The sequence below is a fragment of the Streptomyces sp. NPDC043853 genome (genome assembly GCF_056436025.1).
Window position 1 is genome coordinate 42,841 of the sequence record NZ_JBWKDJ010000014.1, and the last position, 22,306, is coordinate 65,146.

Consider the following 22,306-nt stretch of genomic DNA (forward strand, 5'->3'; position numbering starts at 1 on the left):
GAGGAGCCCCGCACCGGATAGGACGGTGCGGGGCTCCCCGGAGGTTGAGGAACGCCTAGTACCAGTTGTTGGCCTGCCAGAAGGACCACGCGCCACAGGGGCTGCCGTAGCGGCTCTTCATGTAGTTCAGGCCCCACTCGATCTGGGTGGCGGGGTTGGTGCGCCAGTCGGCACCGGCCGAGGACATCTTCGAGCCGGGCAGCGCCTGGACGAGGCCGTACGCACCCGAGGACGGGTTCTGCGCGCGGTAGTTCCAGGTGGACTCGTGGTTCACGATGTTCGAGAAGCACTGGAACTGGCTCGCCGGCACCATCTGCCGGGCTATCGCCTTGACCTCGGCGACGGTGTAGGAGCTCTGCACCTGGAAGGCGTCGGAGTCGCGGGTGGTCGACCGGCTGGCGACCTTCTCCTTCTCCTCGCGCTCCTTCTTGGCCTTGGCCTCGGCCTCCGCCTTCTCGGCGGCGGCCTTCTTCTCCTTGGCCAGCTGAGCGGCCTGGATGCGGGCCGACTCCTCGTTCGCCTTCTTCGCGTCCGCGTCGGCGGAGAGGGCGATGGCGTCCGCCTGCTGCGCCAGGGCAGCGGTCTGGACCTGGGCCTGCTCGCCCACCGGGATGTCCGCCAGGAGCGTGGCGCCCGAAGCGGTCGTCTCAAGGTCGTTGGAGGCGTCGCCCGTGGCAACACCCACGACCGCGCCGACGGTGGTGACCGCAGTGGCCGAAGCCACGGCGAATCCGCGAACCGAGATCCGGCTCACACGATGTCCTTCCAGCAGCGTCCGCAACGTGACCGCAGCGATCGCAAGAGCGCCCCCTGCACTGGCCTCCGGGTAACGCGGTCACTGGAGGCGCTGGCCCGTTACGGGCGGCATACGGCGGTCGTTTCTGGAGTTGTGGGTACTGCGGGTACAGCTGTGCCGCATGCGGGGCCTGACGGAGAACAGACTCTGCCGGACGCCGATGCCGCTAGGCAATTCCCCGTTGCGTGGGAAAGGTCACACCGGCCAGGCCCCGCCCGGTTCTTGGAAACCCCTGTGCAGCGGAGCGCCGCCCGGCTAGGCTCCTGGGCCTTTGCCGGGCGGCGCCAACTCGCTTCCCGCTATGGGCGGTTTGACCATCCGGTGCCGTGTCCGGTCTGCCGGATTCAGATGGTTTCGAGCATCTCCGTCACCAACGCGGCGATCTGCGAACGCTCGGAGCGGGTCAGCGTGACGTGGGCGAAGAGCGGATGGCCCTTCAACTTCTCGACCACGGCGACGACTCCGTCATATCGGCCGACCCGGAGGTTGTCCCGCTGCGCCACGTCATGCGTCAGAACGACCCGGGAATTGGCCCCGATCCTGGACAGAACGGTCAGCAGGACGTTCCGCTCCAGCGACTGGGCCTCGTCCACGATGACGAACGCGTCGTGCAGCGAACGGCCCCGGATGTGCGTGAGCGGCAGCACCTCCAGCATCCCGCGGCCCAGCACCTCCTCGATCACCTCGCGCCCGGCCACCGCGGACAGGGTGTCGAAGACCGCCTGCGCCCAGGGGCTCATCTTCTCGGCCTCGGTGCCCGGCAGGTAGCCCAGCTCCTGCCCGCCCACCGCGTACAACGGCCGGAAGACCATCACCTTCTGGTGCTGCCTGCGCTCCAGCACGGCTTCCAGGCCCGCGCACAGCGCCAGTGCCGACTTGCCCGTGCCGGCCCGGCCGCCCATGGAGACGATGCCGACCTCGCTGTCCAGCAGCAGGTCCAGCGCGATGCGCTGTTCCGCGCTGCGGCCGTGCAGGCCGAACGCCTCCCGGTCGCCGCGGACCAGCCGGACGTTGCCGTCGGGGGTGACGCGGCCCAGGGCCTTGCCCCGCTCCGACTGCAGGATCAGCCCGGTGTGCACGGGCATCTCCGCGGCCTCCGGCACGTACAGCCGCTCCTCGGAGTAGAGGAGGTCGACCTGCTCCCCGGAGAGGGAGAGCTCGCTCATCCCCGTCCAGCCGGCGTCGGTGATGGCCAGCTCCGCCCGGTACTCCTCGGCGAGCAGGCCCACCGAGGACGCCTTGATGCGCAGCGGAAGGTCCTTCGACACGACCGTGACGTCGTATCCCTCGGCCTGCAGATTGCGGGCGACCGCGAGGATCCGCGAGTCGTTGTCCCCCAGCCTGAAGCCGGCCGGGAGGACCCCGGGGTCGGAGTGGTTGAGCTCGACACGGAGGCTGCCGCCCAGGTCCCCCAGCGGGATGGGGGCGTCGAGGCGGCCGTACCGCACCCGGAAGTCGTCGAGCAGGCGGAGGGCCTGCCGGGCGAAGTATCCGAGTTCGGGATGGTGCCTCTTGGCCTCCAGCTCGGTGATCACCACGATCGGGAGCACGACCTCGTGCTCGTCGAACCGGGAGAAGGCTTTGGGGTCTGCCAGCAGCACGCTGGTGTCGAGGACGTAGGTCCGCCTGTCGGGCAGGCGGCGCTTTGTGCTGGTCACCACGGAAGGACTACCCCCTCGTAAGAGGTCGGGCCATGTAGACCGGACCGGTCATCGGCCGCAATGCCAGGGCCGATTTCCGGCCCTCCCCTGAAGTCCGTGCGAGCCGCACGAGCGTCCTGGTGCAAAGGGCCTCCCGGGCGGACGGCCCCATGCCGTCCGCTGAGACTCGACACCCGTGGATCGGGCGTCGACCTGCCAGGGATATTCCCTCGAACGTGCACCGCCATGCCATGGCATATGACGGACGATCGGTGAATCCCAGGTGAAGGCCTTGCGAGGGTGGCGGGAGGGGCCGAGGGGGCGTCAGGTGCCCGGCCGGATACCGGCCGGGCCGACGGCGGCGGCGTCCGTGGTGCCGTCGCCGTGCCGTCGCCGTGCCGTCGCCGTGCCGCCGCCTTCTCGTCGGCGTGCCGTCCGTCAGGTGCCGTAGCGCCGGTGCCGGGCCGCGTAGTCGCGCAGCGCCCGGAGGAAGTCGACCTTGCGGAAGGCCGGCCAGAAGACCTCGCAGAAGTAGTACTCGGAGTGGGCGCTCTGCCAGAGCATGAACCCCGACAGCCGCTGCTCGCCGCTGGTGCGGATCACCAGGTCCGGGTCGGGCTGGCCGCGCGTGTAGAGGTGCTCCGAGATGTGGTCGATGTCCAGGATCTCGGCGAGCTCCTCGATCGAGGTGCCCTTCTCGTGGTGCTCCAGGAGCAGCGAGCGCACCGCGTCGGCGATCTCCTGCCGGCCGCCGTAGCCGACGGCGACGTTGACGAGTATCCCCGTGCGGTTCAGGGTGTCCTGCTCGGCCTCCTTGAGCACGGCCTGCGTGCGGGCGGGCAGGATGTCCAGGTTCCCGACGTGGTGGACCCGCCAGCGTCCGTCGGACGCGAGGTTCCGCACCGTGTTCTCGATGATCGCCAGGAGCGGCCGCAGCTCTTCCTCGGACCGGTCCAGGTTGTCGGTGGAGAGCATCCACAGCGTGACGACCTCGACGTCGGTCTCCTCACACCAGCCGAGCAGTTCCGAGATCTTGTCGGCGCCGGCCTGATGGCCCTGCTCGGTGGTACCGCCGGACGCCTTCGCCCAGCGCCGGTTGCCGTCCAGGATGACGCCGATGTGCTTGGGCACCGCGGCATGGTCGAGTCGGCCTTCCACCCGGCGTGCGTACAGCCTGTACACCAGATCGCGCAGCTTCACGATCCTCCAGCCCCTCCGTGCATGCCCCCGTGCGAATTGCGGTCCTTCAGTCCCCCGAGGCCGCCACATTACTGCGCGCGGGGAGGGCCGTCCCAACTCGGGATGTCACAAGTCCGTGATAGGGAGGACAACGTGACTGATACCAATCCCTATCGGGCAGCCGGCTCGCGCTACGACTCCATGGAGTACCGGCGCACGGGCCACAGCGGCCTCAAGCTCCCCGCGATCTCCCTGGGCCTCTGGCACAACTTCGGTGATGACAAGTCCCTGGAGTCCCAGCGCTCCATCCTGCACCGCGCCTTCGACCTGGGTGTGACCCACTTCGACCTGGCCAACAACTACGGGCCGCCGCCCGGCTCCGCCGAGCTGAACTTCGGCAAGATCTTCGCGCAGGACTTCGCGCGGTACCGCGAGGAGCTGGTGGTCTCCACCAAGGCCGGCTACCTGATGCACCCCGGTCCGTACGGCGAGTGGGGCAGCCGGAAGTACCTCCTGGGCTCGCTCGACCGCTCGCTGGAGCGGATGGGCCTGGAATACGTCGACATCTTCTACTCGCACCGGTTCGACCCGGAGACCCCGCTGGAGGAGACCATGGGCGCGCTCGCGTCCGCGGTCCAGCAGGGCAAGGCGCTGTACGTCGGCGTGTCCTCCTACACCGCGGAGCAGACGGCCGAGGCGGTGCGGATCCTGCGCGACATGGGCGTGCGCCCGCTGATCCACCAGCCCTCCTACTCCATGATCAACCGCTGGACGGAGGAGGACGGCCTGCTGGACACGCTGGAGGAGGCCGGCATGGGCTGCATCTCCTTCGTGCCGCTGGCGCAGGGGCTGCTCACCGGGAAGTACCTCGGCGGGAACCTCCCGGAGGGCTCGCGGGCCACCCAGGGCAAGTCCCTGAGCCCCAAGCTGCTCTCGGAGGAGGTGGTCCGGCGGCTGAACGGGCTGAACGAGATCGCCGCCCGCCGCGGCCAGTCGCTCGCGCAGCTCGCCCTGAAGTGGGTGCTGCGGGACGACCGGATGACCTCCGCCCTGATCGGCGCCTCGAACGTGTCGCAGCTGGAGGAGAACGTCGCCGCGCTGGCCGGGGCCCCGCTCACCGAGGAGGAGCTGAAGGAGATCGATTCCTTCGCGGTCTCCACGCCCGGCACGAACATCTGGGCCCAGCGGGGCTGAGGACCGGCCCCGGCGGGGCCGCGGGTCGGCGGGGCCGTGGGCCCATCGGGCTGACCTGCGGGTTTCGCCGCGTCGGGCGGAGAACAAAAAACGGGCCGGTCCGTGGGGGGGATACGGACCGGCCCGAGGGGGGGGTTCCACCATAACCCTTCGTAAAGCGTGCTGCGTGCATTGCCGGGACACGATTACGCTCCGAGTCCACCCATGAGCACTCCGGTGAGCGCGCCGGCGGTCATGGCCGGCCCGAAGGGGAATCCCGTACGGGCCCCGGCGCGCCGGGCCAGGACCAGGGCGAGGCCGTGCAGCGCGCCGTAGAGGAAGCCGAGGAAGGCCCCGAGGGCCCATACCCCCCACCCGTACCACCCAAGAGCGACCCCCAGCGCGAGCGCCAGCTTGACGTCGCCGAGCCCGAGCCCGCCGGGGTTGATCAAATGGAGTACGAGGTACCCCGCCCCCAGCCCGGCCCCGCCGAGCAGTGCCCCCCGCCAGGAGCCCCCGGCCCCGGGCACGAGCGCGACCACCCCCAGAGCGGCCCCGAGCGCCCCGGCCAGCGGCAGGGTCAGCACATCGGGCAGCCGGTGCACGGCGAGATCGACCGCGACGAGCAACACGAGCACGGGCACGACCGCCACGAACACCACCCCTTCGGTCCGCACTCCGATGGCCGCGGCCACCACCCCGCACACCGTCCCGCTCACCCCGGCGACCCCCGGCCCACCGGGTCCATGGGCGCACCCGGGCTCCGGCCGGCCTGCCCGGAGGAAGCCGAGAGCCCGGGGGAGGGCGGGCACGCCGCAACGCCGCTCACTTCCCGCCCCCGCCCGGCCGGAGCCGCGCGCACCCCCGGCCCCGCCCAGCCCACGGCACCGCCCGGGCCCGAGCCACCCGCGCACGGCGTGCCCCGCAGGGCACCGCTCCCGCCAAGGCTCCCCCGCCGGCACGGACAGCCGGTACGCCGCCCGCGGCAGTAACGACCCGGCCGCCACCCCGTACCCCACCGCAAGAACGATCACCATCACGCCCATGCGGGCGACCCTAGGGACCCCCGGGCGAACGGGTCTACCCTGAGCGCCGACACACCAGGGGCGACGGGGGAGGGCACGCCATGGCACGCCGCGGGCGAAGGTGGACGGACGGCGAAGCGGAGCTCCGCATCACCCCGGACGGCCCCCCGATCGAACTGGAAGTCGCCGCCTCCTACCGCGCCCGCACCCGCGGCCTCCTGGGCCGCACGCGCATCGAGGGCGCCATGCTCCTGACCCCCGCCGCGAGCGTGCACACCTTCCGTATGCGCTTCCCCATCGACGTGGCCCACCTCGACCGCGACCTCCGCGTCCTCGCGGTCCGCACGATGCCCCCGAACCGCCTCGGCCTCCCCCTCCTCCGCTCCCGGTACGTCCTGGAAGCCGAAGCCGGCAGGTTCACCGCCTGGCACCTCCACCCCGGCAGCGTCCTCACCATCACCTGACCGCCCCCGCCCCAGCCCCTGCCCCTGCCCTCGCCCCCGCCCCCGCCCCGGGACCGCACGTACCGGCAGGGCCTGGCTCCGGCGGGGCACGGTAAGTTGGGACGGTTGGGCAACGGCGGGCGGGGAGCGGGCGGCGATGACGGAGAACGCGCAGCTGATGGCGCTGGAGCGGCTCATGCCCGCCACCCACGGAGCCGACGAGGACGTCGACTGGCAGGCCGCCGAAGCCGCCTGGGGCACCCGGTTCCCCGCCGACTTCGTCGCCTTCATGGGCCGCTACGGCGCCGGCACCGTCAACGGCGAGGCGAGCATCCTGCTCCCCCTCCCCAAGCCCGGCCTCCAGTGGGACCCCGCCGAGATGGGCGAGGCGACCGCGAACGCCCGCGCCGCCTGGGTCGCGGACGGCGGCCGTGCCGCCTTCGACATCGACCCCGAGTCGATCCTCGCCTGGGGCGTCACCGCCGCCGACGACATCCTCTGCTGGCTCACCACCGACCCCGACCCGGACCGGTGGCCGGTCCTCGTCTGCGGCCGGCACACCACCGACGCCTTTGCCGTCCACCCCTACGGCATGGCCGAATTTCTGCTCCGCCTGTTCTCCGACGAGTTCGACGTGAGCCCGGTCGGGATCACCTTCTGGGACGGCGGCCCGATCGGCTTCGTTCACTGGCGCAAGGCCCAGCGCCGCTGGCAGGAGGGCCGCAATCCGGAAACCGGTGACCCGGATCCGTATGCCGGAGAGTTCCCCGCCTCATAAAGCTCTCGCAAAACACCACCCGTGCCGGCCCCGCCGGAAACGGGCATTCAGCATGTCTACGCGCGTCCACATTCCCCGCCCCATATAAGAAAACACCAGCCGGAATAGCGGCAGTTGGAGCATTGCCCATAAGTGCGGGGGCGCTGGAATCAACGACCCCCCTGTCGCGAGAGAATTCCGGCCATCGGGCCACCTCGGGTCACGCCAGGACACCGGGCCCCGGAGTAACTCATAAGTAACCAAAAGAAAACCAGGGGAATTCACCCGTGCGACGAAGACTCTTCGGGGCGGCGGCGACCTCGGCCGCACTCGGCCTCCTGTTCACGCTCTCCGGCTGCGGCTCCACTTCCGGCGATGGCGACGACGCCACCCTCAAGCTGGTCGCCGCCGAATACGGCACCACACCCCAGACCAGTTCCAAGACCTACTGGGACAAGGTGACCGACGAGTTCACCGCTCAACACCCCGGCATCAAGGTCGAGGTGAAGCTGCTGCCGTGGGCGGACATCGACCGCGAGGTCAGCCGTATGGTCAACGACGGCAAGGCCCCCGACATGGCGCTCATGGGCTCGTACTCGGACTTCGCGGCCGAGGGCAAGCTCTATCCGGCGGACGAACTGCTCTCGGTCCGTGCCGAGGCCAACTTCCTGCAGCCGCTCGCCGAGGCGGGGTCGATCGGCAACACCCTCTACGGCCTGCCGTTCGTGGCGAGCAGCCGTCTCCTCTTCTACAACGAGGGCCTGTTCACGGCGGCCAAGGTGAACAAGCCCAAGACCTGGAAGGAACTGCGGCAGGCCGCCGAAAAGCTGAAGGCCAAGGGCGTGCGGTATCCCTACGCCCTTCCGCTCGGTCCCGAGGAGGCGCACGCCGAGGCGCTGATCTGGGAGCTCAGCAACGGCGGCGGCTACGTGGACACGAGCGGCAACTACGCGCTCGCCTCGGAGCAGAACGTCGCCGCCTTCCAGTGGATCAAGGACAACCTGGTCGGCCCCGGCCTGGTCGGTCCGGTCGCGCCGGGCAAGCTCAACCGTGCGGACGCGTTCGCCGCGTTCCTGCGCGGTGAGGTCGGCATGCTCAACGGCTACCCCTCGCTCTACCACGAGGCGAAGGCCAAGGGCATTTCGGTCGGCACCGTCGCGATGCCGGTCAACGACACGCTCACCGGCCCGGCGGAGACCCCGCCGACGATCGGCGTGGCCGACTGGATGGTGGCGTTCAACCAGAACGAACACAAGCAGCAGATCGGCAAGTTCCTGGACTACATCTACCAGGACAAGAACCTGACCGAATTCGCCGGGCAGTACCACCTGCTGCCGTCCACGGTCACCGCGACCCGCTCCGCCTCGGGCAGCGGCAGCGCCATCGACGCGAACGACAATGCCTTCCTCGCCGCCCTGCGCGGTGCGCAGCTGTACCCGGTCAACAACCCGAACTGGGTCACGGTCAGCGACACCATCAAGCGCAACATCGGGCGTGCGGTGGAACCCGCCGCCGACCCCAAGGCGGTCCTGGAGGACATCGCGAACAAGTCGCGCCAGCAGGCCAAGAAGCCCTGAGCAGGACGGAGGTCCCCGGACCCGCCCCCCTGTAGGGCCCGCCTGGACCACCGAGCACGAAGCAGTACCCGTAATACCCGCAGTACCCGCAGTACCCGTAATACCCGCAGCACCGGCAGTACCCGCAGTACCCGCCGCCGCGCCTCATCCCGTGCGGCAGCACGGCTGGCACGACTCCCGACCCGGAGCCGCGGCCCGGTCGCCCGCCACAGCACCCACAAGGTGCGCGGGGCGACGGGCCCTTCGCGCCGGACTCAGCCGGCGCCCGCCTGGCGGAAGGCCGTCCGGTGGTTGGTGCAGTCCGCGTTCCACTTCATGCTTCCGCCCACCGTGCCGTAGTGCGTCCGGGTGACCGACCACTCCACCGTGTACTCCCCGGTGTCACAGGCGATCCGCTTCCCGCCCGGCAGCGTGGCCCGGCCCGTGGCCGGCCGCTTCGCGTCGCTGCTGCGCACCTCCGCCACCGTGGTGCCGTCCGCCCTCCGCAGGACCCCGCGCAGTTCGACGGGGTGCTTCCCGCCCTTCGTCGTGATGGCTCCCCCCTTCACCAGCTTGGCGTCCGAGACCGCCCACCCGAACTCGAACTTCGGCTCCCAGGCCAGCGACTCCGGGTCCGGGGTCTTGGTGCCCCAGTCGCCCTGGTGGTCACCGCCGCCGCCCTTGCGTTCGGTCATCGTGTAGACGACCCCGGGGTGGAACCGGGCCTGTCCCTCGACCTTGTGTTCGTTGCCTTCCTTGTCCTTGGTCCACAGCTTCTTCATGGCCTTGCCGTCGCCCGCCGGGTCCTGGAGGTACGAGGCTTGGTCGGCGGCCGAGGCGAGGGCGGGGGCGAGTGCCCCGGCCGTCGTGACGAGGGCGAGAGCGGCGATCCGGGTGCGCTTCATGCCCGGACCAACGGGACGTTCCGCGGGCCCGGAACGACACCGGACCCGCATTCACCCGTACGGGAGCCGCCGGGTTGACCGCCAGGTCCTGCCCGGCAGGACATCGGGCGGGGCAGCCGGCAGGACGTCCGGCGGCTCAGGCCTGGCCGGTCTCGAAGCGGCTGATCCGTTCGCCGCCCGGGGCGATGACGAAGTGCCAGCGGGTCCGCATCTCGCCCCAGGTGTCGTTGCGGTAGTTGACGACGAGGGTGTGCCCGCCGTTGGACTCCTTCTGGACGTCCATGTGGCCCCCGGTGTCGAAGATCTCCTTGTCGATCCACTCCTGGAGCTCACGGTCCGAGCCGTCGTCGGACATGGTCGCGTCGGCGGTGATGACCTTGAGGAAGGCCTCCTTGTCGTGCGCGTTGACGGCCTTGACGAAGGCCGCCACGGTCGGGTCGGACAGGTTGGCCGGGGCGATGGTCACGGTGCGGTGCCCTCCTGGTCGGCGCCCTCCGTCGGCGTGCGGGCGCGGGGGCGTACGTGCGTACGTCCGACCAGGAAACACCCGGTGCCGCGTACCGGCGGCGGGGACACTCCGGCGGGAACGCGAGGGCCCCCGGTGGATCCATCCACCGGGGGCCCGGGCGTGGGGTGCGGGCGGGCTCAGTGCGCGACCGGCTCCTGGAGCGGTGCGCCGGAGGAATCCGCGGGGGCCTTGTCCTCGGGGGCGGCGGCCGGGCCGGCCCCGCGCAGCGGGACCTCCTTGACGAACCAGGCGGCGAGGAAGCCGAGTACGGCGACGGCGGCGCCGAGCAGGAAGGCCGAGTGGGTGCCGGCGGCCACCGCGTGCTGGTAGGCCTCGCGCACCGCCTCGGGCAGCTTGGCCAGGCTGGCCGCGTCCAGCTGGGCGGAGGCGCCGGTGGCGTTGGCGCCCGCCTCGCCGAGCCGGTCGGTCATGGTGTCCTGCACCCGGCTGGTGAACAGCGAGCCCATCAGGGCGACGCCGAACGAGCCGCCGAGCGTGCGGAAGAGGGTGGCCGTGGAGGAGGCCACGCCCATGTCCTTCATCTCGACGCTGTTCTGCGCCACCAGCATGGTGATCTGCATCAGGAAGCCGAGGCCGGCGCCGAGGAAGGCCATGTAGACGCCGGAGACCAGCCGGGAGGTGCCGGTGTCCATGGTGGCCAGGAGGTAGAGGCCGAGCACCATCAGCGCGCCGCCGATGATCGGGAACAGCTTGTACTTGCCGCTGCTGGTGGTGATCCGGCCCGCGATCAGGGACACGGCCATCATGGACAGCAGCATCGGCAGGAGCAGCAGGCCGGAGTTGGTGGCGGAGGCGCCCTGCACGGACTGCTGGAACAGCGGCAGGTAGAGCACGCCGCCGAACATCGCGAAGCCGGTCAGGAAGCCGATCACGGACATCAGGGTGAAGTTGCGGCTGCGGAAGATGTGCAGCGGCATGACCGGCTCGGCCGCGCGGGTCTCGGCGTAGAGGAAGGCCAGGGTGGCGGCGATGCCGAGGACGGTGAGGCCGATGATCTCGGCCGAGCCCCAGGCGTACTCGATACCGCCCCAGGTGGTGACGAGCACGGTGGAGGTGATCGCGACGGTGAGGAGGGCGGCGCCGAGGTAGTCGATCCGCGGCTTGGCGGTGTCCTTCTTCGGCAGGTGCAGCACCGCCGTGACCATGGCGAGCGCGACGGCGCCGAGCGGCAGGTTGATGTAGAAGGACCAGCGCCAGCCCATGTGGTCGGTGATGGTGCCGCCGACCAGCGGTCCGCCGATCATGGCCAGGGCCATCACGCCGGCCATCATGCCCTGGTACTTGCCGCGCTCACGGGGCGGGATGAGGTCGCCGATGATCGCCATGACACCGACCATCAGACCGCCGGCGCCCAGGCCCTGGATCGCGCGGAAGCCGATGAGCTGGCCCATGTCCTGGGCCATGCCGCTGAGCGCGGAGCCGATCAGGAAGATGACGATGGAGGTGAGGAAGGAGCCCTTCCGGCCGTACATGTCGCCGAGCTTGCCCCAGATGGGGGTGGAGGCGGCGGTGGCGAGGGTGTAGGCGGTGACCACCCAGGAAAGGTGTTCCAGGCCGCCGAGCTCGCCGACGATCGTCGGCATCGCCGTACCGATGATCATGTTGTCGAGCATCGCGAGCAGCATCGCGATCATGAGTGCGAGCAGGACGACGCGGACGCTGCGCGGCTTCACCTCCTCCGCCGAGGCCCCCTTGATCACGGTGTCGCTCATGTCCACTCCCCTGTCCCCGCCGCATCCGCCCGCCGGACCCTTACTTGCCGCCCGGCTAGTTCACTACACTGGGGAAGGTAGACCCGTAACTAGCCGGGCGTCAAGTAAGTAAGTGGGGAGAGCCATGTCCAGCACGCGCAGAGGCAATACGCGCCAGCGCATCCAGGACGTCGCGCTGGAGCTGTTCGCCGAGCAGGGGTACGAGAAGACCTCGCTGCGCGAGATCGCGGAGCGCCTGGAGGTCACGAAGGCAGCGCTCTACTACCACTTCAAGACCAAGGAAGAGATCATCATCAGTCTCTTCGAGGACCTGACCAGGCCCATCGACGAGCTGATCGCCTGGGCCGAGGAGCAGCCCCGGACCCTGGAGACCAAGGAGGAGATACTCCGCCGCTACAGCGAGGCGCTGTCGTTCGCCTCCCCGCTGTACCGGTTCATGCAGGAGAACCAGGCGACGCTGCGCGAGCTGAGTATCGGCGAGACCTTCAAGCAGCGGATGTTCGCGATGGTGGACCTGCTGCGCGCGGCCGACGCCCCGTTGACCGATCAGGTGCGATGCATAAGCGCGCTGTTCACCATGCACGCCGGGATGATCTTCCTCCAGCACGTGGAGGGCGACCCGGAGGAGAAGCGGCAGGCCACGCTGTCCGTCGCGATCGACCTGATCACTCAGGCGCACCACCCGGAGCGGGCACCCGGTCCCGGAGATAGGGGCTGATCATGTCGAGGAAGCGGATGTCGAAGTCGGTCTGCAGGTAGTCCATCCGCCGCTCCCAGAACTCCTGCATGCGCGGCAGCGCCAGATGGGCCTCCAGATCGGCCTCGGAGCGCCAGGCCTCGTAGAAGACGAAGACGCCGGGCTCGGCGCGGTCCTCGTGGAAGTGGTACTCCAGGCAGCCCGGCTCCTGGCGGGTCGGCTCGACGAACGAGGCCAGTACGGCGCGCAGTTCGTCGACGCGCTCGGGCTTGGGCCGGGCGAAGCCGACCAGGGTGAACGGCTGGTCCATGGGTGTGGTCCCCCTTCTCCACAGGTACGATCGCTTTCGTACCTGCCGGACGCTACAAGCCCCCCAGGTACGATGCAAGCCATACCTTGAGGAGATGTCAGATGCCCGACGAGGAGGGCCACCCGGCCCTTGAGGAGATCGCGCTCGGTGCGGTGCTGACCGCGCTCGCCGACCCGCTGCGCCGCGGCGTGGTGCGGGCACTGGCGGCCGCACCGCGCGATACGGCGCGAACCTGCAGCTCCTTCGCACTCCCGGTCTCGAAGGCGACGACCACGCACCACTTCCGGGTGCTCCGCGAAGCCGGCCTGATCCGGCAGGTCAACCGGGGCAACAGCCGGATGGCGAGCCTGCGGTGGGAGGAGATCGAGCGGCGCTTCCCCGGGCTGCTGGCGCTGGTGGCGGCCGAGCCGGAGGAGCGAGGTGACGGAGCGGGGCGACCGCGGTCGGGAACCGGTAGCACCCGTTCGGGTGATTACGCTCCGTAGTCGAATTGGCTACCTTTGGTGACGTGAGCCGGGGAGGTCCCGGCCGCTCACCCAAGGGGACAGCCATGCGGAAAGCCCTGAACACACCTGCAGCCCTGAGCGCACCTGCCCTGAGCGCACCTGCCGCGATCGCATCCGCCCTGATCACCTTTGCGCTGACGGCGGCGCTCGTCGCGGCCGGCACGCCCGCCTCGGCCGGGCCGCCGCCGCAGGCGCCGTCCGGGTTCGAGGAGATCGTCGGCGAGTGCCGGGAGCGCGGCAGGGTCGCGCTGGGGCTGGGAGCGCCCTGCACGGAGTACTTCACGGAGGGCGAGGGGGCGGTCTGGCTGTCCCAGCGGTTCGCCGATCTGGACGCCGAGTACGCCGCGCTGCTGGACGGACTCCGGCGGCTCCGCCCCGGGGAGAGGCCGGCGCTGTCCGGCTATCCGGCCGTGACACTCCCCCAGGCTCTCGACTTCGCTCGAGCAGGTGGGGGTACCCCCGGCGAAGCCAGGGGGAGGACCCCCATGCCCGACGGCTGCCCGGCACGGGTGTACGGCCCGGTGGCCAGAGCGGACCTGCCGTGGCTGGATTCGGTGCGGAGACGGCTGAACGACCTGATCCGGGATCAAACCGCCCGGCACGGGGCGGACTTCACCGTGCCGGGCGGTGACCATGGGGTGCGGCCGCTCTCGCCGGGGTTCCCGTCGCGCGACGGATGCGAGTCGCGGGTGGAGGGGCCGGGTCCGGCGCTGTTCGCCGGTGCGGGTGCGGCGGCCATTCCCACTATCGGGTGACACCATCGGGCCCGCAACCCGTAGCGAGCGGAGGGCTACCGGCCGCAGCCGGCAGCGGGTCGGTGAGCACCGGTGGGGGCTACCGGCCGCCGAGACGGCGGTCGGATTCGGCGATGGGGATGTCGTTGATGCTGGCCTCGCGGCGGCGCATCAGGCCGTCGTCCGCGAACTCCCACTGCTCGTTGCCGTGGCTGCGCCACCACTGGCCCGCGGCGTCGTGCCACTCGTACTCGAACCGCACCGAGATGCGGTTGCCGGTGTAGGACCAGAGCTCCTTGCGCAGGCGGTAGTCCAGTTCGCGCGCCCACTTCTCGGCGAGGAAGGCGCGGATCTCCTCGCGGCCCTGGAGGAAGCGGTCCCGGTTCCGCCACCGGGAGTCCTCGGTGTAGGCGAGGGCGACCCGGTCCGGGTCTCGGGTGTTCCAGGCGTCCTCGGCGGCCTGGACCTTGGCCCGGGCGGTCTCTTCGGTGAACGGGGGCAGCGGCGGGCGGGTCGCGGTCATGGTTTCCGTCCCTTCGGGCACGAGGGGTACACGATTCACGATGCGAGAACGGCCGTTCTCGCACTGGGGGTGACGATATGAGAACGGGCGTTCTCCCCGCAAGGGGATTCGGGCTAGGCTGCCTTCATGGACGACGACGAGGCGAGGACCCGACTGCTCGACACGGCGGAGGAGCTGTTCTACGCGCACGGGGTCCAGGCCGTCGGCATGGACCGCATCCGCACCGCCTCGGGGCTGCCACTGAAGCGGCTGTACCGGCTCTTCCCCGCCAAGGAGTCCCTGGTCACGGCGTATCTGGAGCGCCGGGACCGGCGTTGGACGGACTCCCTGCGGGCCGCGGCGACCCGCCCCGCGGACTCCCGCGAGCGGGTGCTCGCCGTCTTCGACTGGCTGGCGGACTGGTTCACCGAGCCCGGCTTCCGCGGCTGCGCCTTCCTCAACGCCTACGGCGAGCTGGGCGCGGCGGCGCCGGAGGTGGTCCGCACCCACAAGGCGGAACTCCGTTCCCTGCTCCTGGATCTGACGGAGGGGAGGGCGGAGCTGGCGGATCAGCTCCTGATCCTGGTCGAGGGCGCGACGGTGGTGGCCGCCTTCTCCCCGGGCCGCGAGCCCGCCCTCCGGGCCGGGGAGACGGCCGCGCTGCTGCTCGACGCCTCGGGGTTCTGAGCACGCGACGGCGCCCCGCCCCGGGGGTGCCGGGGCGAGGCGCCGTGGTGGATGCTTCTCGGGTTACGGGTTGTCGAGGGTCACGCGCTCGATCCCGGTGTAGTCGACGCGGGTCTCGGTTCCGGTCGTCTGCGGGTAGCGGATGAAGGCCGAGCCCTCGCCGGAGTTGGGGCCGCCGGGGGCGTTCTGCAGCTGGTCCTGCGGCGAAGTGCCGCGGACGACCAGGGTGTCGCCCTGCGGCGGTGATGCGGTGGCCGGCGGGCCGCCGTTCACGGTGAGCAGTGCGCTCAGCGTGTTCCGGGCGCTGATGTCGATGATGTCCTTGCCGCCGCGGGCGTCGACACCGATCCGCTCGGTCTGCGGGGTGTTGATCTGCAGGGCCAGCAGGCCCTGGACCCGGAGCGCGGTCAGCGTGTCCACGGTGGCGAAGACCGAGTCGGCGCCGGTGGTGCCGATGATGGTGACCTCGTCGTCACCGCCGTTGGGGTTGACCGCCACGGGGCCCGTGACGTTGGTGAGGTTGATGACCTGGGCCGAGTTGGAGCGGACCAGCCGGCCGCTGGTGGCGGTGAGCGGGGTGAAGGCCAGTGACTCGTCTCCGGCTCCGCCCTGGATGGTGACCCGGCGGTTGGCCGCGTCGAGGTTGACCACGGGAATGCCGCGGATGCCGACGAAGCCGCCGGGGATGCCCGGGTAGCCGGTCACGCTGTTCTGGTCGACGTTGACGACCAGGTCGGCGGTGGCGCCGGTGAGGGTGAGCGACTGGTTGGCGATGGTCACCGGGAGGGTGGGGGACGGGGAGCTCACGTTGCCCGCGAGGTCCTCCAGGCGCACGGCGAAGCCGTACGTGCCGTCGTCGAGGGCGTCACTGACGACCTCGTACTCGCCGGCCGAGGTGGCGGTGTCCTTGCCGACCACGGTGGGTCCGACGGCGCCGGGCGGGTCGGCGGTGAGCCGTACCAGCGCGTTCGGCTCGACGGAAGAGCCCTGGAAGGCGGGGGTGGTGAGGGTGGTGATGTTGTCGATGCTGTTGCCACCGGTGTCGCTGGAGGACAGCAGGTCGGGGGCCGCGGCCGGGGCGGACGGGGCGATGGTGTCGAGGGTGACCGACAGACGGTGCGCGCTCTCCGGGCCCGAGCCGACGACGTGGCCGGTACCGGGGGCCGGGTCGTCGGACGGGTCGACGATGATCACCTCGGCGGTGATCAGGTTTTCGCCTTGCTCCAGCACCGGGTCCAGGTCGATCTCGTACAGGCCGGGCTTGAGGGCCGGGCTCACGGGCTGGGCGAAGCCGACGCGCTCGCCGTCCACCTCCACCGCCACCTTGTAGCCGGGGGCGTCGTCGGTGAGGGTGCTCGTGCTGTTCTCCGGGGACAGCTGGATGCCGTCGGCCCGCAGGTCGGCGTCGTTCACCCGGAGGAAGAGCTCCGGTCCGGTGATGCGGGTGACGTCGTCGTTGTCGAAGCGGCCGGAGTCGGACTCCCGCTTGAGGTCGAGGCCGAAGGGTTCGGGGGCCTCGCGGTTGACGATGCTCAGGTCGTAGGTCGCCTGCGGCGGGTCGGTGGGCGAGGCGTCGCCCGGCTTGGTCGGGTCGGTGACGCCCACGTCGCTGACCACGACGAAGTACGGCTGGTCCTTGACGACCGGGATGGCGAACCGGTTGGTCGAGCTGCCCTTGCGGATGCGGTTCGTGGTGCCGGCGCCGACCCGGTTGCCGTTCTTGTCGTAGATGTGGACCCACAGCTCGGAGATGACCTCGTTGAAGGCGATCTCGGCGGTCAGGTGCCCGGTGTGCCGGGGCACGACCCGGAAGAAGTCGACGTCGGTCGCGCTGTGCAGGCTGAGCCGGCCCTGGTTGAACCGGTCGTCCGAGCCGAGGGCGGCGGCCACGGCCGTGTCGATGGACTCGTTCGGCTCGAACGTGTCGGGGAAGGCTCCGAGGAGGGAGAAAGTGTCGAAGTAGGTGGTCTGGGCGCCTGCGGCAGGGCTGGTGCCGGGAACCGGCGGGGTGGTGTTGCCGGTCCAGGTCACATAGCCGATCCCGTCGGCCGTCCAGATCCCGTTGTACTCACCGATGCGGAGGGTCTGTTCGGCGTCGCCGGGCGCTTCCTGGCACGGCGGGACGGGAGATCCGAACCGGCACGGGGCGCCCGTGTCGGGGTCGAACGGGGCGTCGCTGATCCGGAAGTCCGGGGACCAGGTCTGCCCGCCGTCGCGGCTGGCCGTGCCGTAGACCTCCAGCAGGAAGTTGTCGTTCCCGTTCGGCCCGGTGCCGCCGTTCGTCTCACCGCTGCGGTTGTCGTACCACTGGACGGCGATGTTGCCGTCCTGGTCGATGTGGGCCGTGGGCATCACCGAGAACCTCTGCCCGGGGGTGTGGTCCACCCGGCTGTGGGCGAAGTTCACGCCGTGGTCGGTGGAACGCGCGATGACGACGTCGGCGTCGTCCTCGTGCGCGAAGTCATCGTCGGGGTCGTCGTTGGCGACGACGTAGACGTGGCCGGGCCGGACGGGGTCGGGAAGGATCCACGGCTGCACAGACCCCTGGAGCCAGAAGTCGGTCCCGGGGATCTCGTCACCGGAGTTGTCCTGCCGGTTGCAGGTCACGGTGGCATCGCCGGCGTCGAACGCGGCGTGCTTCTGGAGGACGTCGCCCGCCGCGAAATCGTCGCCGCCGGTGCCGTCCCGCAGGAGCTGCACCGTGCCCGTGTCCGCGGCGCCGCAGGTGTGGGTGTGGTAGGCGACGTAGAGGTCGCCGTTCGCCGCGACGGCCGCATGCGAGGGCCAGACGAACCCTTCGCCGTTGGCGGAGATGACCCGCGGCGTCGACCAGTTCACGCCGTGGTCCTCGGAGCGGGAGAAGAGGATCCGGCTGGGGTTCGTCAGGTGCGTCCAGACGATGTAGAGGTTGTCCCGGAAAGGACTGGTGGGGTTGGCGTCTGCCACCAGCCACTGCTTGTCGTGGTTGATGGCGCTGTCCTGGCTGACCCGGACCGGGGTGTACGTCTGGGTCCCGGTGGTGGTGAGGTCGGCGATCTCGGCGACGCCCACGCCGAGGTTGCCGGTGTTGTTCAGGACCGTCGACCTCGACAGGTGCGTGACGAACAGCCGCCCCGTCGAGTCGAAGGCGAGGGACGGGTCACCGTTGCACGGCGCGAGGGTGGACGTCCTCCTGATCGGGAAGCTGTCCTTGCCGTAGTTGTTGTCGATGTAGACCGTGCATCCCTGCATGACCGCCACCTGCGACGGCTTGCGGGGGTTCACCGTGGCGTTGTGCGGCTCGTAGTTGCCGGTCGGGATCGACTGGTCCTGGCCCGCCCACGCAGGGGCCGGTCCGGTGAAGACCAGCGCCTGCAGTACGAGGAGAATGCTGCTGACAATGGTGAGGGCACGCCTTTGCTGCCTGCGGCCGTTCAGCATGCGCCCCCCTCTCTGGCTCTGCTCATCCCTCTCCTTCCGGTCCCGGAGACCGGCGGGGTGTGCTGTTCGCCGGTGACAATGACAGGACCGCGGGACGAACCGCCCGGCGCTGACACCCGGGTCACGGAAATTCACCAAGATCCCCTGCAGAAACACCCGTACGGCGCAGGTGGTCAAGGACACCCCGTGCGCCCCGCCGGTGCCGTCCCTGCGCCCCTCAGGCGCCGGTATGGGTGGTTCCGGTTCGGGGCACACCTGCGATGTGCTCCAGCGAATAGTGCAGAGGTTCCGCCCCCGCAACTCCTCCAAAGACCTGGTCTTCACCGCCGACTTCGGCTCCGAGAGCCAGTGGGTCGCCGGCCGCTCCTGGGCCTATCCGAACGGCGGCCCGGTCAACCCGGGCGACAACAAGTTGGATTATCTGGTCGCCGACCCCTCCTACAGCCGCAGCGGCGTCTTCCGCGCCACCCGCCGCCCCGACGGCAAGTGGAACGCGGGCCTCCTCACTACCGAGGGCAGCGAGGAAGCCTTCATGGTGCGGACCGAGGACGTACTGGAGGCCCGGGTCCGGCTGCCCGAGGAGATCGGCGCCTGGCCGGCCATCTGGACCTGGCGCGACGGGGACCAGGAGATCGACGTGTTCGAGTACCACCCCGACAACCCCGACCTCCTGGAACTCTCCAACCACGTCCGCCAGGCCGGCCGCTACCACCGCGACGCAACCACCGTGTCTCCCGGCGGCTGGCTCGATTTCAAGGTGCAGTTCGGGGCGCGGTCGGTGACCTGGTGGGTGAACGGCAAGCGGGTCTTCGACGACCGCACGGGAGTCGGCCGCCGCTGGCGGGCCTACCTGATCGTGAACCTGTCGGTCAGCGCGGGCCGCTACCACCCCGCCCCGGAGCCCGACTGCGAGGAGATGTCGTACGAGGTGTCCTCGCTGCGGGTGTACCGGACGCCGGCAGGGTGACCCGGGCGGGGTCGGTCCCGCCGGGCACAGCCGTATCGCGGTCGCCGGGCAGGAGCGCCGTCCGCTCCCGGACAGCAGAACGGCCCTGACCGCCCTGATCGGAGAGATCAGGGCGGGCAGGGCCGATCATGTGCCGGACGAGCCGTGTTGATCGGCGGAGCCGATCAGCGGGGCTGACTAGCGGATCTGCGGCGCGACGGTCTTGGAGTACCAGCTGTACTTCACGAAGCCGGCGTAGGAGCCCTTGTAGACGCAGTTGCCCGCGACGACGAAGGAGTTGATGCCGACGACACGACCGTTGACGATCAGCGGACCGCCGGAGTCACCGTTGCAGATGGTGTTGGTGCCCGCGTCGCGGCCGGTGGCCGGCTTGCCCGCGCAGACCATGTGGTTCTTGATGAAGGTCGAACCCCAGAACTTGCCGCAGGTGTAGTTCGACTGGATCGGGAGGTCGACCTTCTTCAGGTTGGGCGACAGGTTGTTGCTGTTGTTGCTGGTGCGGCCCCAGCCGAGGGCGGTGGCCTTGGTGCCCGGCTTGTAGGAGGCCGTGTCGCCGGACCAGGTGGTCTTGACCGGCTTGGCGGCGGTGGCCTTCGCGAGGGTGACGACGGCCACGTCGTTGTCGAGCTTCTTGGCGTTGTACGCGCCGTGGATCCAGTGCTTGCTGGCGGCGTACATCTTGCCGCCGTAGAGACCGCCCGAGTCGGCGCGGTGGGTGGCGCCGGTGACGACCACGGTCTTCTTGGCGTTGCGGCCGGCGAGGCAGTGGGCGGCCGTCAGGATCTTCTTCGGGCCGACAACGGAACCGCTGCAGAAGTAACCGCGGCCCTGGCTGTCCTGGGTGAAGATCTGGGCCATGTACGGGTACTGCTTGATGCTGGCCTGGGAACCGCCGATGACCAGCGTGTCCTTCTCCGGGCCGGTCGGGTTGGCGTCCGAGTAGGCCTTGATGACGCTCATCATCTCGGCGTCCGACATGCCATCGGCGGCCGTGGCCGCGTTGGCCGGAGCGGACACGGCGGCGAGCATGGCCGCGGACAGGGCGGCACCGGCGACGGCGGCCGTGCGGCTACCCAGGAACTTCTTGAACTGCATTCAGTCTCTCCCCGTAGAGAAGTCGGATCGGACACGCGCAGGGGAAGGCTGTGGAAACGCGGAATTGCGCGGAAACAGTCACTGCACAGCAGCACGGCCGGCATCAGATGCCGGCTGCGGTCCCCCGGTGTGTGCGATGTAAAGATCTTATGACAGGGGTCTGACAACGCCGACCGGAATCAGGCCCGTTATCGACAACTTGTTACAGAGCCCGGTCAACCCATTGGGGTCTGGGCTGCATCACCGCAGGTCGGGGCGGCAGTTGAGCGGTTACGACGTCGGGGTGGAGGACGCGACCGAGGCTGACGGCGCCTCGTCCCGGGCCGGGGCCAGGGCCAGGCCCACGGCGATGACCGCCGCGCCGATGAGCGGGAGGGCCAGGCGGTGGTCGACGAAGGCGACCAGGGCCGGACCGGTGGCGAGGGCCAGGGCGTTGGGGGCGTAGAGGAGGGTGTGGGCCCCGGCGGCGGCCCTGCCGACGAGTTCGGTGGGCACGTCCCGCTGTACGGCGGTCAGCGCGGCGATGATCACGCAGGGCAGGCCCGCGCCGATGACCAGGCTGCAGGCGAGGGCGGTGGCGTCGTAGGGGAGGGCGCGCAGGCCGACCGCGACACCGAAGAGGGCGGCTCCGGCGGCGGCGTAGGTGCGGAGCGGGTACCTGCGCATGAGCGGGCCGGCGAGCAGGCCGGCGGCGATGGATCCGACGCCCTGGGCGGTGTAGAGGAGGCCGAGGAAGCCGGGGGTGTGGTGCAGGCCGTCGTCGACGAGGGCGTAGAGGAAGGAGCTGCCGAGCCCGGCGCCGGCCATGACGGCTCCGGCGGCGAGGGCGAGGGCCCGGAGGTGGGGGCGGCCCCAGAGGGCGCGGACTCCGGCGGCGGTCTCGGCCCGTAGGCCGCGCGGACCGGGTGCGGGGCGGGGTCGGGGCTCGCTCACCCGGATCCGGGTGAGGATCCAGGCGGCGAGGAGGAAGGTGACCGCGTCCAGCATCGCCACCCACTCCCCGCCGAAGCGGACGCAGAGCGCGGCTCCGGCGAGCGGGGCGACGAGCTTCATCCCCTCGTTCGCGGCCATCCGCAGGCCGTTGAAGTCGCCCAGCAGGCGCCGGTCGATGGCGGCGGAGACGAGAGCGACCTCGGCGGCGTCCTGGACGACCCCGGCGGCGCCGTAGACGAAGAGCACGAGGAAGAGCACCCAGAGGCTGTCGGCCGAGTCGACGGCGAGCAGGGCTGTGAGGGTGACGGCGAGGGCGAGGTTGAGCCCGATGAGGAGGGGCTTGCGGCGGACCCGGTCGGCGAGGGTGCCGAGCAGCGGGCCGAAGGGGGTAGCCAGCCACATGGCGAGGAAGGTGAGCGCGGCGAGGCTGTCGGAATCGGTGAGCGTCTTCACCCAGACGCCCGCGGCGAGCCAGAGGGCCGATGTGCCGAAGCCGGAGATGAGGGCGGCGGTCAGGCAGAGCCGCGCGTTGCGGTCGCGCAGCACCGCCCGCCGCCGGCCACCACCGCCGCCACCGTCACCGCCGCCGCCCGCGAGCCCGGCTTCCGTCTTGCGTTCAGTCACCGTCTCACGATGCGGAGTAAGGCCCCCGTCCCGAATCGGGCAGCTGCCCTATCCGCCGGGCGGGGCGACCCCTCAGGGGCGGTCCGCCCGCATCGGCCGACCGCGCGCGACCGGCC

At 70.4% G+C, this 22,306-nt stretch carries 21 protein-coding genes; 9 read left to right on the plus strand and 12 right to left on the minus strand.

The window, feature by feature from the left end:
- Window positions 1-55 precede the first annotated feature (55 nt).
- The 3 genes from AC067U_RS29680 to AC067U_RS29690 form a co-directional block, all read right to left on the minus strand.
- Complete coding sequence (locus tag AC067U_RS29680) at window positions 56-754, minus strand: aggregation-promoting factor C-terminal-like domain-containing protein (protein WP_478832883.1); 699 nt, start codon at window positions 752-754, stop codon at window positions 56-58.
- A gap of 386 nt (window positions 755-1,140) precedes the next feature.
- On the minus strand, window positions 1,141-2,457 hold the full coding sequence (locus tag AC067U_RS29685) for a PhoH family protein (RefSeq protein ID WP_478832884.1): 1,317 nt from the start codon (window positions 2,455-2,457) through the stop codon (window positions 1,141-1,143).
- A gap of 417 nt (window positions 2,458-2,874) precedes the next feature.
- On the minus strand, window positions 2,875-3,636 hold the full coding sequence (locus tag AC067U_RS29690) for an isoprenyl transferase (protein WP_478832885.1): 762 nt from the start codon (window positions 3,634-3,636) through the stop codon (window positions 2,875-2,877).
- A gap of 132 nt (window positions 3,637-3,768) precedes the next feature.
- On the opposite strand from AC067U_RS29690, the gene mgrA reads away from it, so the two are divergent.
- Entirely contained in the window at window positions 3,769-4,809 is a 1,041-nt protein-coding gene (mgrA, locus tag AC067U_RS29695; RefSeq protein ID WP_478832886.1) for an L-glyceraldehyde 3-phosphate reductase, read from the plus strand.
- 185 nt (window positions 4,810-4,994) lie between these two features.
- Here mgrA and AC067U_RS29700 read toward each other — a convergent pair whose 3' ends face one another.
- Window positions 4,995-5,507, minus strand: a complete 513-nt coding sequence (locus AC067U_RS29700) for a prepilin peptidase (RefSeq protein ID WP_478832887.1) — start codon at window positions 5,505-5,507, stop codon at window positions 4,995-4,997.
- Window positions 5,508-5,914: 407 nt separating this feature from the next.
- Here AC067U_RS29700 and AC067U_RS29705 point away from each other — a divergent pair, with 407 nt between their 5' ends.
- The 3 genes from AC067U_RS29705 to AC067U_RS29715 all read left to right on the plus strand — a co-directional run bounded on the left by AC067U_RS29705 (window position 5,915) and on the right by AC067U_RS29715 (window position 8,590).
- The gene (locus tag AC067U_RS29705) at window positions 5,915-6,277 is read left to right on the plus strand and encodes a DUF192 domain-containing protein (RefSeq protein WP_478832888.1); all 363 of its coding nucleotides are present in this window, start codon (window positions 5,915-5,917) and stop codon (window positions 6,275-6,277) included.
- Between the two features lie 136 nt (window positions 6,278-6,413).
- The gene (locus tag AC067U_RS29710) at window positions 6,414-7,034 is read left to right on the plus strand and encodes an SMI1/KNR4 family protein (RefSeq protein ID WP_478832889.1); all 621 of its coding nucleotides are present in this window, start codon (window positions 6,414-6,416) and stop codon (window positions 7,032-7,034) included.
- Window positions 7,035-7,300: 266 nt separating this feature from the next.
- A complete protein-coding gene (locus AC067U_RS29715) occupies window positions 7,301-8,590 on the plus strand; it encodes an extracellular solute-binding protein (protein WP_478832890.1) in 1,290 nt (429 codons plus the stop codon).
- A 254-nt stretch (window positions 8,591-8,844) separates the two neighbouring features.
- Here the strand turns inward: AC067U_RS29715 and AC067U_RS29720 are convergent, their stop codons facing one another.
- The 3 genes from AC067U_RS29720 to AC067U_RS29730 form a co-directional block, all read right to left on the minus strand.
- Window positions 8,845-9,474, minus strand: coding sequence for a hypothetical protein (locus AC067U_RS29720; RefSeq protein WP_478832891.1), 630 nt, complete (start codon window positions 9,472-9,474; stop codon window positions 8,845-8,847).
- 136 nt (window positions 9,475-9,610) lie between these two features.
- Window positions 9,611-9,940 carry a nuclear transport factor 2 family protein gene (locus AC067U_RS29725; protein WP_478832892.1) on the minus strand — a complete coding sequence of 110 codons (330 nt, stop codon included), beginning with the start codon at window positions 9,938-9,940 and terminating at the stop codon, window positions 9,611-9,613.
- Window positions 9,941-10,119: 179 nt separating this feature from the next.
- Complete coding sequence (locus AC067U_RS29730; protein WP_478832893.1) at window positions 10,120-11,715, minus strand: MDR family MFS transporter; 1,596 nt, start codon at window positions 11,713-11,715, stop codon at window positions 10,120-10,122.
- A gap of 124 nt (window positions 11,716-11,839) precedes the next feature.
- Here AC067U_RS29730 and AC067U_RS29735 point away from each other — a divergent pair, with 124 nt between their 5' ends.
- Window positions 11,840-12,433, plus strand: coding sequence for a TetR/AcrR family transcriptional regulator (locus AC067U_RS29735; RefSeq protein ID WP_478832894.1), 594 nt, complete (start codon window positions 11,840-11,842; stop codon window positions 12,431-12,433).
- Here AC067U_RS29735 and AC067U_RS29740 read toward each other — a convergent pair.
- A complete protein-coding gene (locus tag AC067U_RS29740) occupies window positions 12,381-12,722 on the minus strand; it encodes a putative quinol monooxygenase (protein WP_478832895.1) in 342 nt (113 codons plus the stop codon). The genes AC067U_RS29735 and AC067U_RS29740 overlap by 53 nt on opposite strands.
- A 101-nt stretch (window positions 12,723-12,823) precedes the next feature.
- Between AC067U_RS29740 and AC067U_RS29745 the strand changes: the two genes are divergently transcribed.
- Window positions 12,824-13,207 carry an ArsR/SmtB family transcription factor gene (locus AC067U_RS29745; RefSeq protein WP_478832896.1) on the plus strand — a complete coding sequence of 128 codons (384 nt, stop codon included), beginning with the start codon at window positions 12,824-12,826 and terminating at the stop codon, window positions 13,205-13,207.
- A 65-nt stretch (window positions 13,208-13,272) separates the two neighbouring features.
- Window positions 13,273-13,983: a hypothetical protein gene (locus AC067U_RS29750; protein WP_478832897.1), complete on the plus strand. Its 711-nt coding sequence runs from the start codon at window positions 13,273-13,275 to the stop codon at window positions 13,981-13,983.
- Between the two features lie 79 nt (window positions 13,984-14,062).
- Here the strand turns inward: AC067U_RS29750 and AC067U_RS29755 are convergent, their stop codons facing one another.
- Entirely contained in the window at window positions 14,063-14,485 is a 423-nt protein-coding gene (locus AC067U_RS29755; RefSeq protein ID WP_478832898.1) for a nuclear transport factor 2 family protein, read from the minus strand.
- 126 nt (window positions 14,486-14,611) lie between these two features.
- On the opposite strand from AC067U_RS29755, the gene AC067U_RS29760 reads away from it, so the two are divergent.
- Complete coding sequence (locus AC067U_RS29760; RefSeq protein WP_478832899.1) at window positions 14,612-15,151, plus strand: TetR/AcrR family transcriptional regulator; 540 nt, start codon at window positions 14,612-14,614, stop codon at window positions 15,149-15,151.
- A gap of 63 nt (window positions 15,152-15,214) precedes the next feature.
- On the opposite strand, the gene AC067U_RS29765 is transcribed toward AC067U_RS29760, so the two are convergent.
- Window positions 15,215-18,571, minus strand: coding sequence for an Ig-like domain-containing protein (locus AC067U_RS29765; RefSeq protein ID WP_478832900.1), 3,357 nt, complete (start codon window positions 18,569-18,571; stop codon window positions 15,215-15,217).
- Window positions 18,572-18,833: 262 nt separating this feature from the next.
- On the opposite strand from AC067U_RS29765, the gene AC067U_RS29770 reads away from it, so the two are divergent.
- A complete protein-coding gene (locus AC067U_RS29770) occupies window positions 18,834-19,538 on the plus strand; it encodes a LamG domain-containing protein (RefSeq protein ID WP_478832901.1) in 705 nt (234 codons plus the stop codon).
- A 177-nt stretch (window positions 19,539-19,715) separates the two neighbouring features.
- Here the strand turns inward: AC067U_RS29770 and AC067U_RS29775 are convergent, their stop codons facing one another.
- Window positions 19,716-20,633: a S1 family peptidase gene (locus tag AC067U_RS29775; RefSeq protein ID WP_478832902.1), complete on the minus strand. Its 918-nt coding sequence runs from the start codon at window positions 20,631-20,633 to the stop codon at window positions 19,716-19,718.
- 270 nt (window positions 20,634-20,903) lie between these two features.
- Window positions 20,904-22,190 (minus strand): MFS transporter, encoded by a 1,287-nt coding sequence (locus AC067U_RS29780; protein ID WP_478832903.1) that lies wholly within the window; start codon window positions 22,188-22,190, stop codon window positions 20,904-20,906.
- Between the last annotated feature and the right edge of the window lie 116 nt (window positions 22,191-22,306).

Coding starts and splice junctions, on each gene's coding strand:
- AC067U_RS29720 (WP_478832891.1), bottom strand. CDS start 9,474: ATGAAGCGCACCCGGATCGCCGCTCTCGCCCTCGTCACGACGGCCGGG.
- AC067U_RS29740 (WP_478832895.1), bottom strand. CDS start 12,722: ATGGACCAGCCGTTCACCCTGGTCGGCTTCGCCCGGCCCAAGCCCGAG.
- AC067U_RS29745 (WP_478832896.1), top strand. CDS start 12,824: ATGCCCGACGAGGAGGGCCACCCGGCCCTTGAGGAGATCGCGCTCGGT.
- AC067U_RS29765 (WP_478832900.1), bottom strand. CDS start 18,571: ATGCTGAACGGCCGCAGGCAGCAAAGGCGTGCCCTCACCATTGTCAGC.
- AC067U_RS29755 (WP_478832898.1), bottom strand. CDS start 14,485: ATGACCGCGACCCGCCCGCCGCTGCCCCCGTTCACCGAAGAGACCGCC.
- AC067U_RS29775 (WP_478832902.1), bottom strand. CDS start 20,633: ATGCAGTTCAAGAAGTTCCTGGGTAGCCGCACGGCCGCCGTCGCCGGT.
- AC067U_RS29705 (WP_478832888.1), top strand. CDS start 5,915: ATGGCACGCCGCGGGCGAAGGTGGACGGACGGCGAAGCGGAGCTCCGC.
- AC067U_RS29735 (WP_478832894.1), top strand. CDS start 11,840: ATGTCCAGCACGCGCAGAGGCAATACGCGCCAGCGCATCCAGGACGTC.
- AC067U_RS29710 (WP_478832889.1), top strand. CDS start 6,414: ATGACGGAGAACGCGCAGCTGATGGCGCTGGAGCGGCTCATGCCCGCC.
- AC067U_RS29750 (WP_478832897.1), top strand. CDS start 13,273: ATGCGGAAAGCCCTGAACACACCTGCAGCCCTGAGCGCACCTGCCCTG.
- AC067U_RS29760 (WP_478832899.1), top strand. CDS start 14,612: ATGGACGACGACGAGGCGAGGACCCGACTGCTCGACACGGCGGAGGAG.
- AC067U_RS29730 (WP_478832893.1), bottom strand. CDS start 11,715: ATGAGCGACACCGTGATCAAGGGGGCCTCGGCGGAGGAGGTGAAGCCG.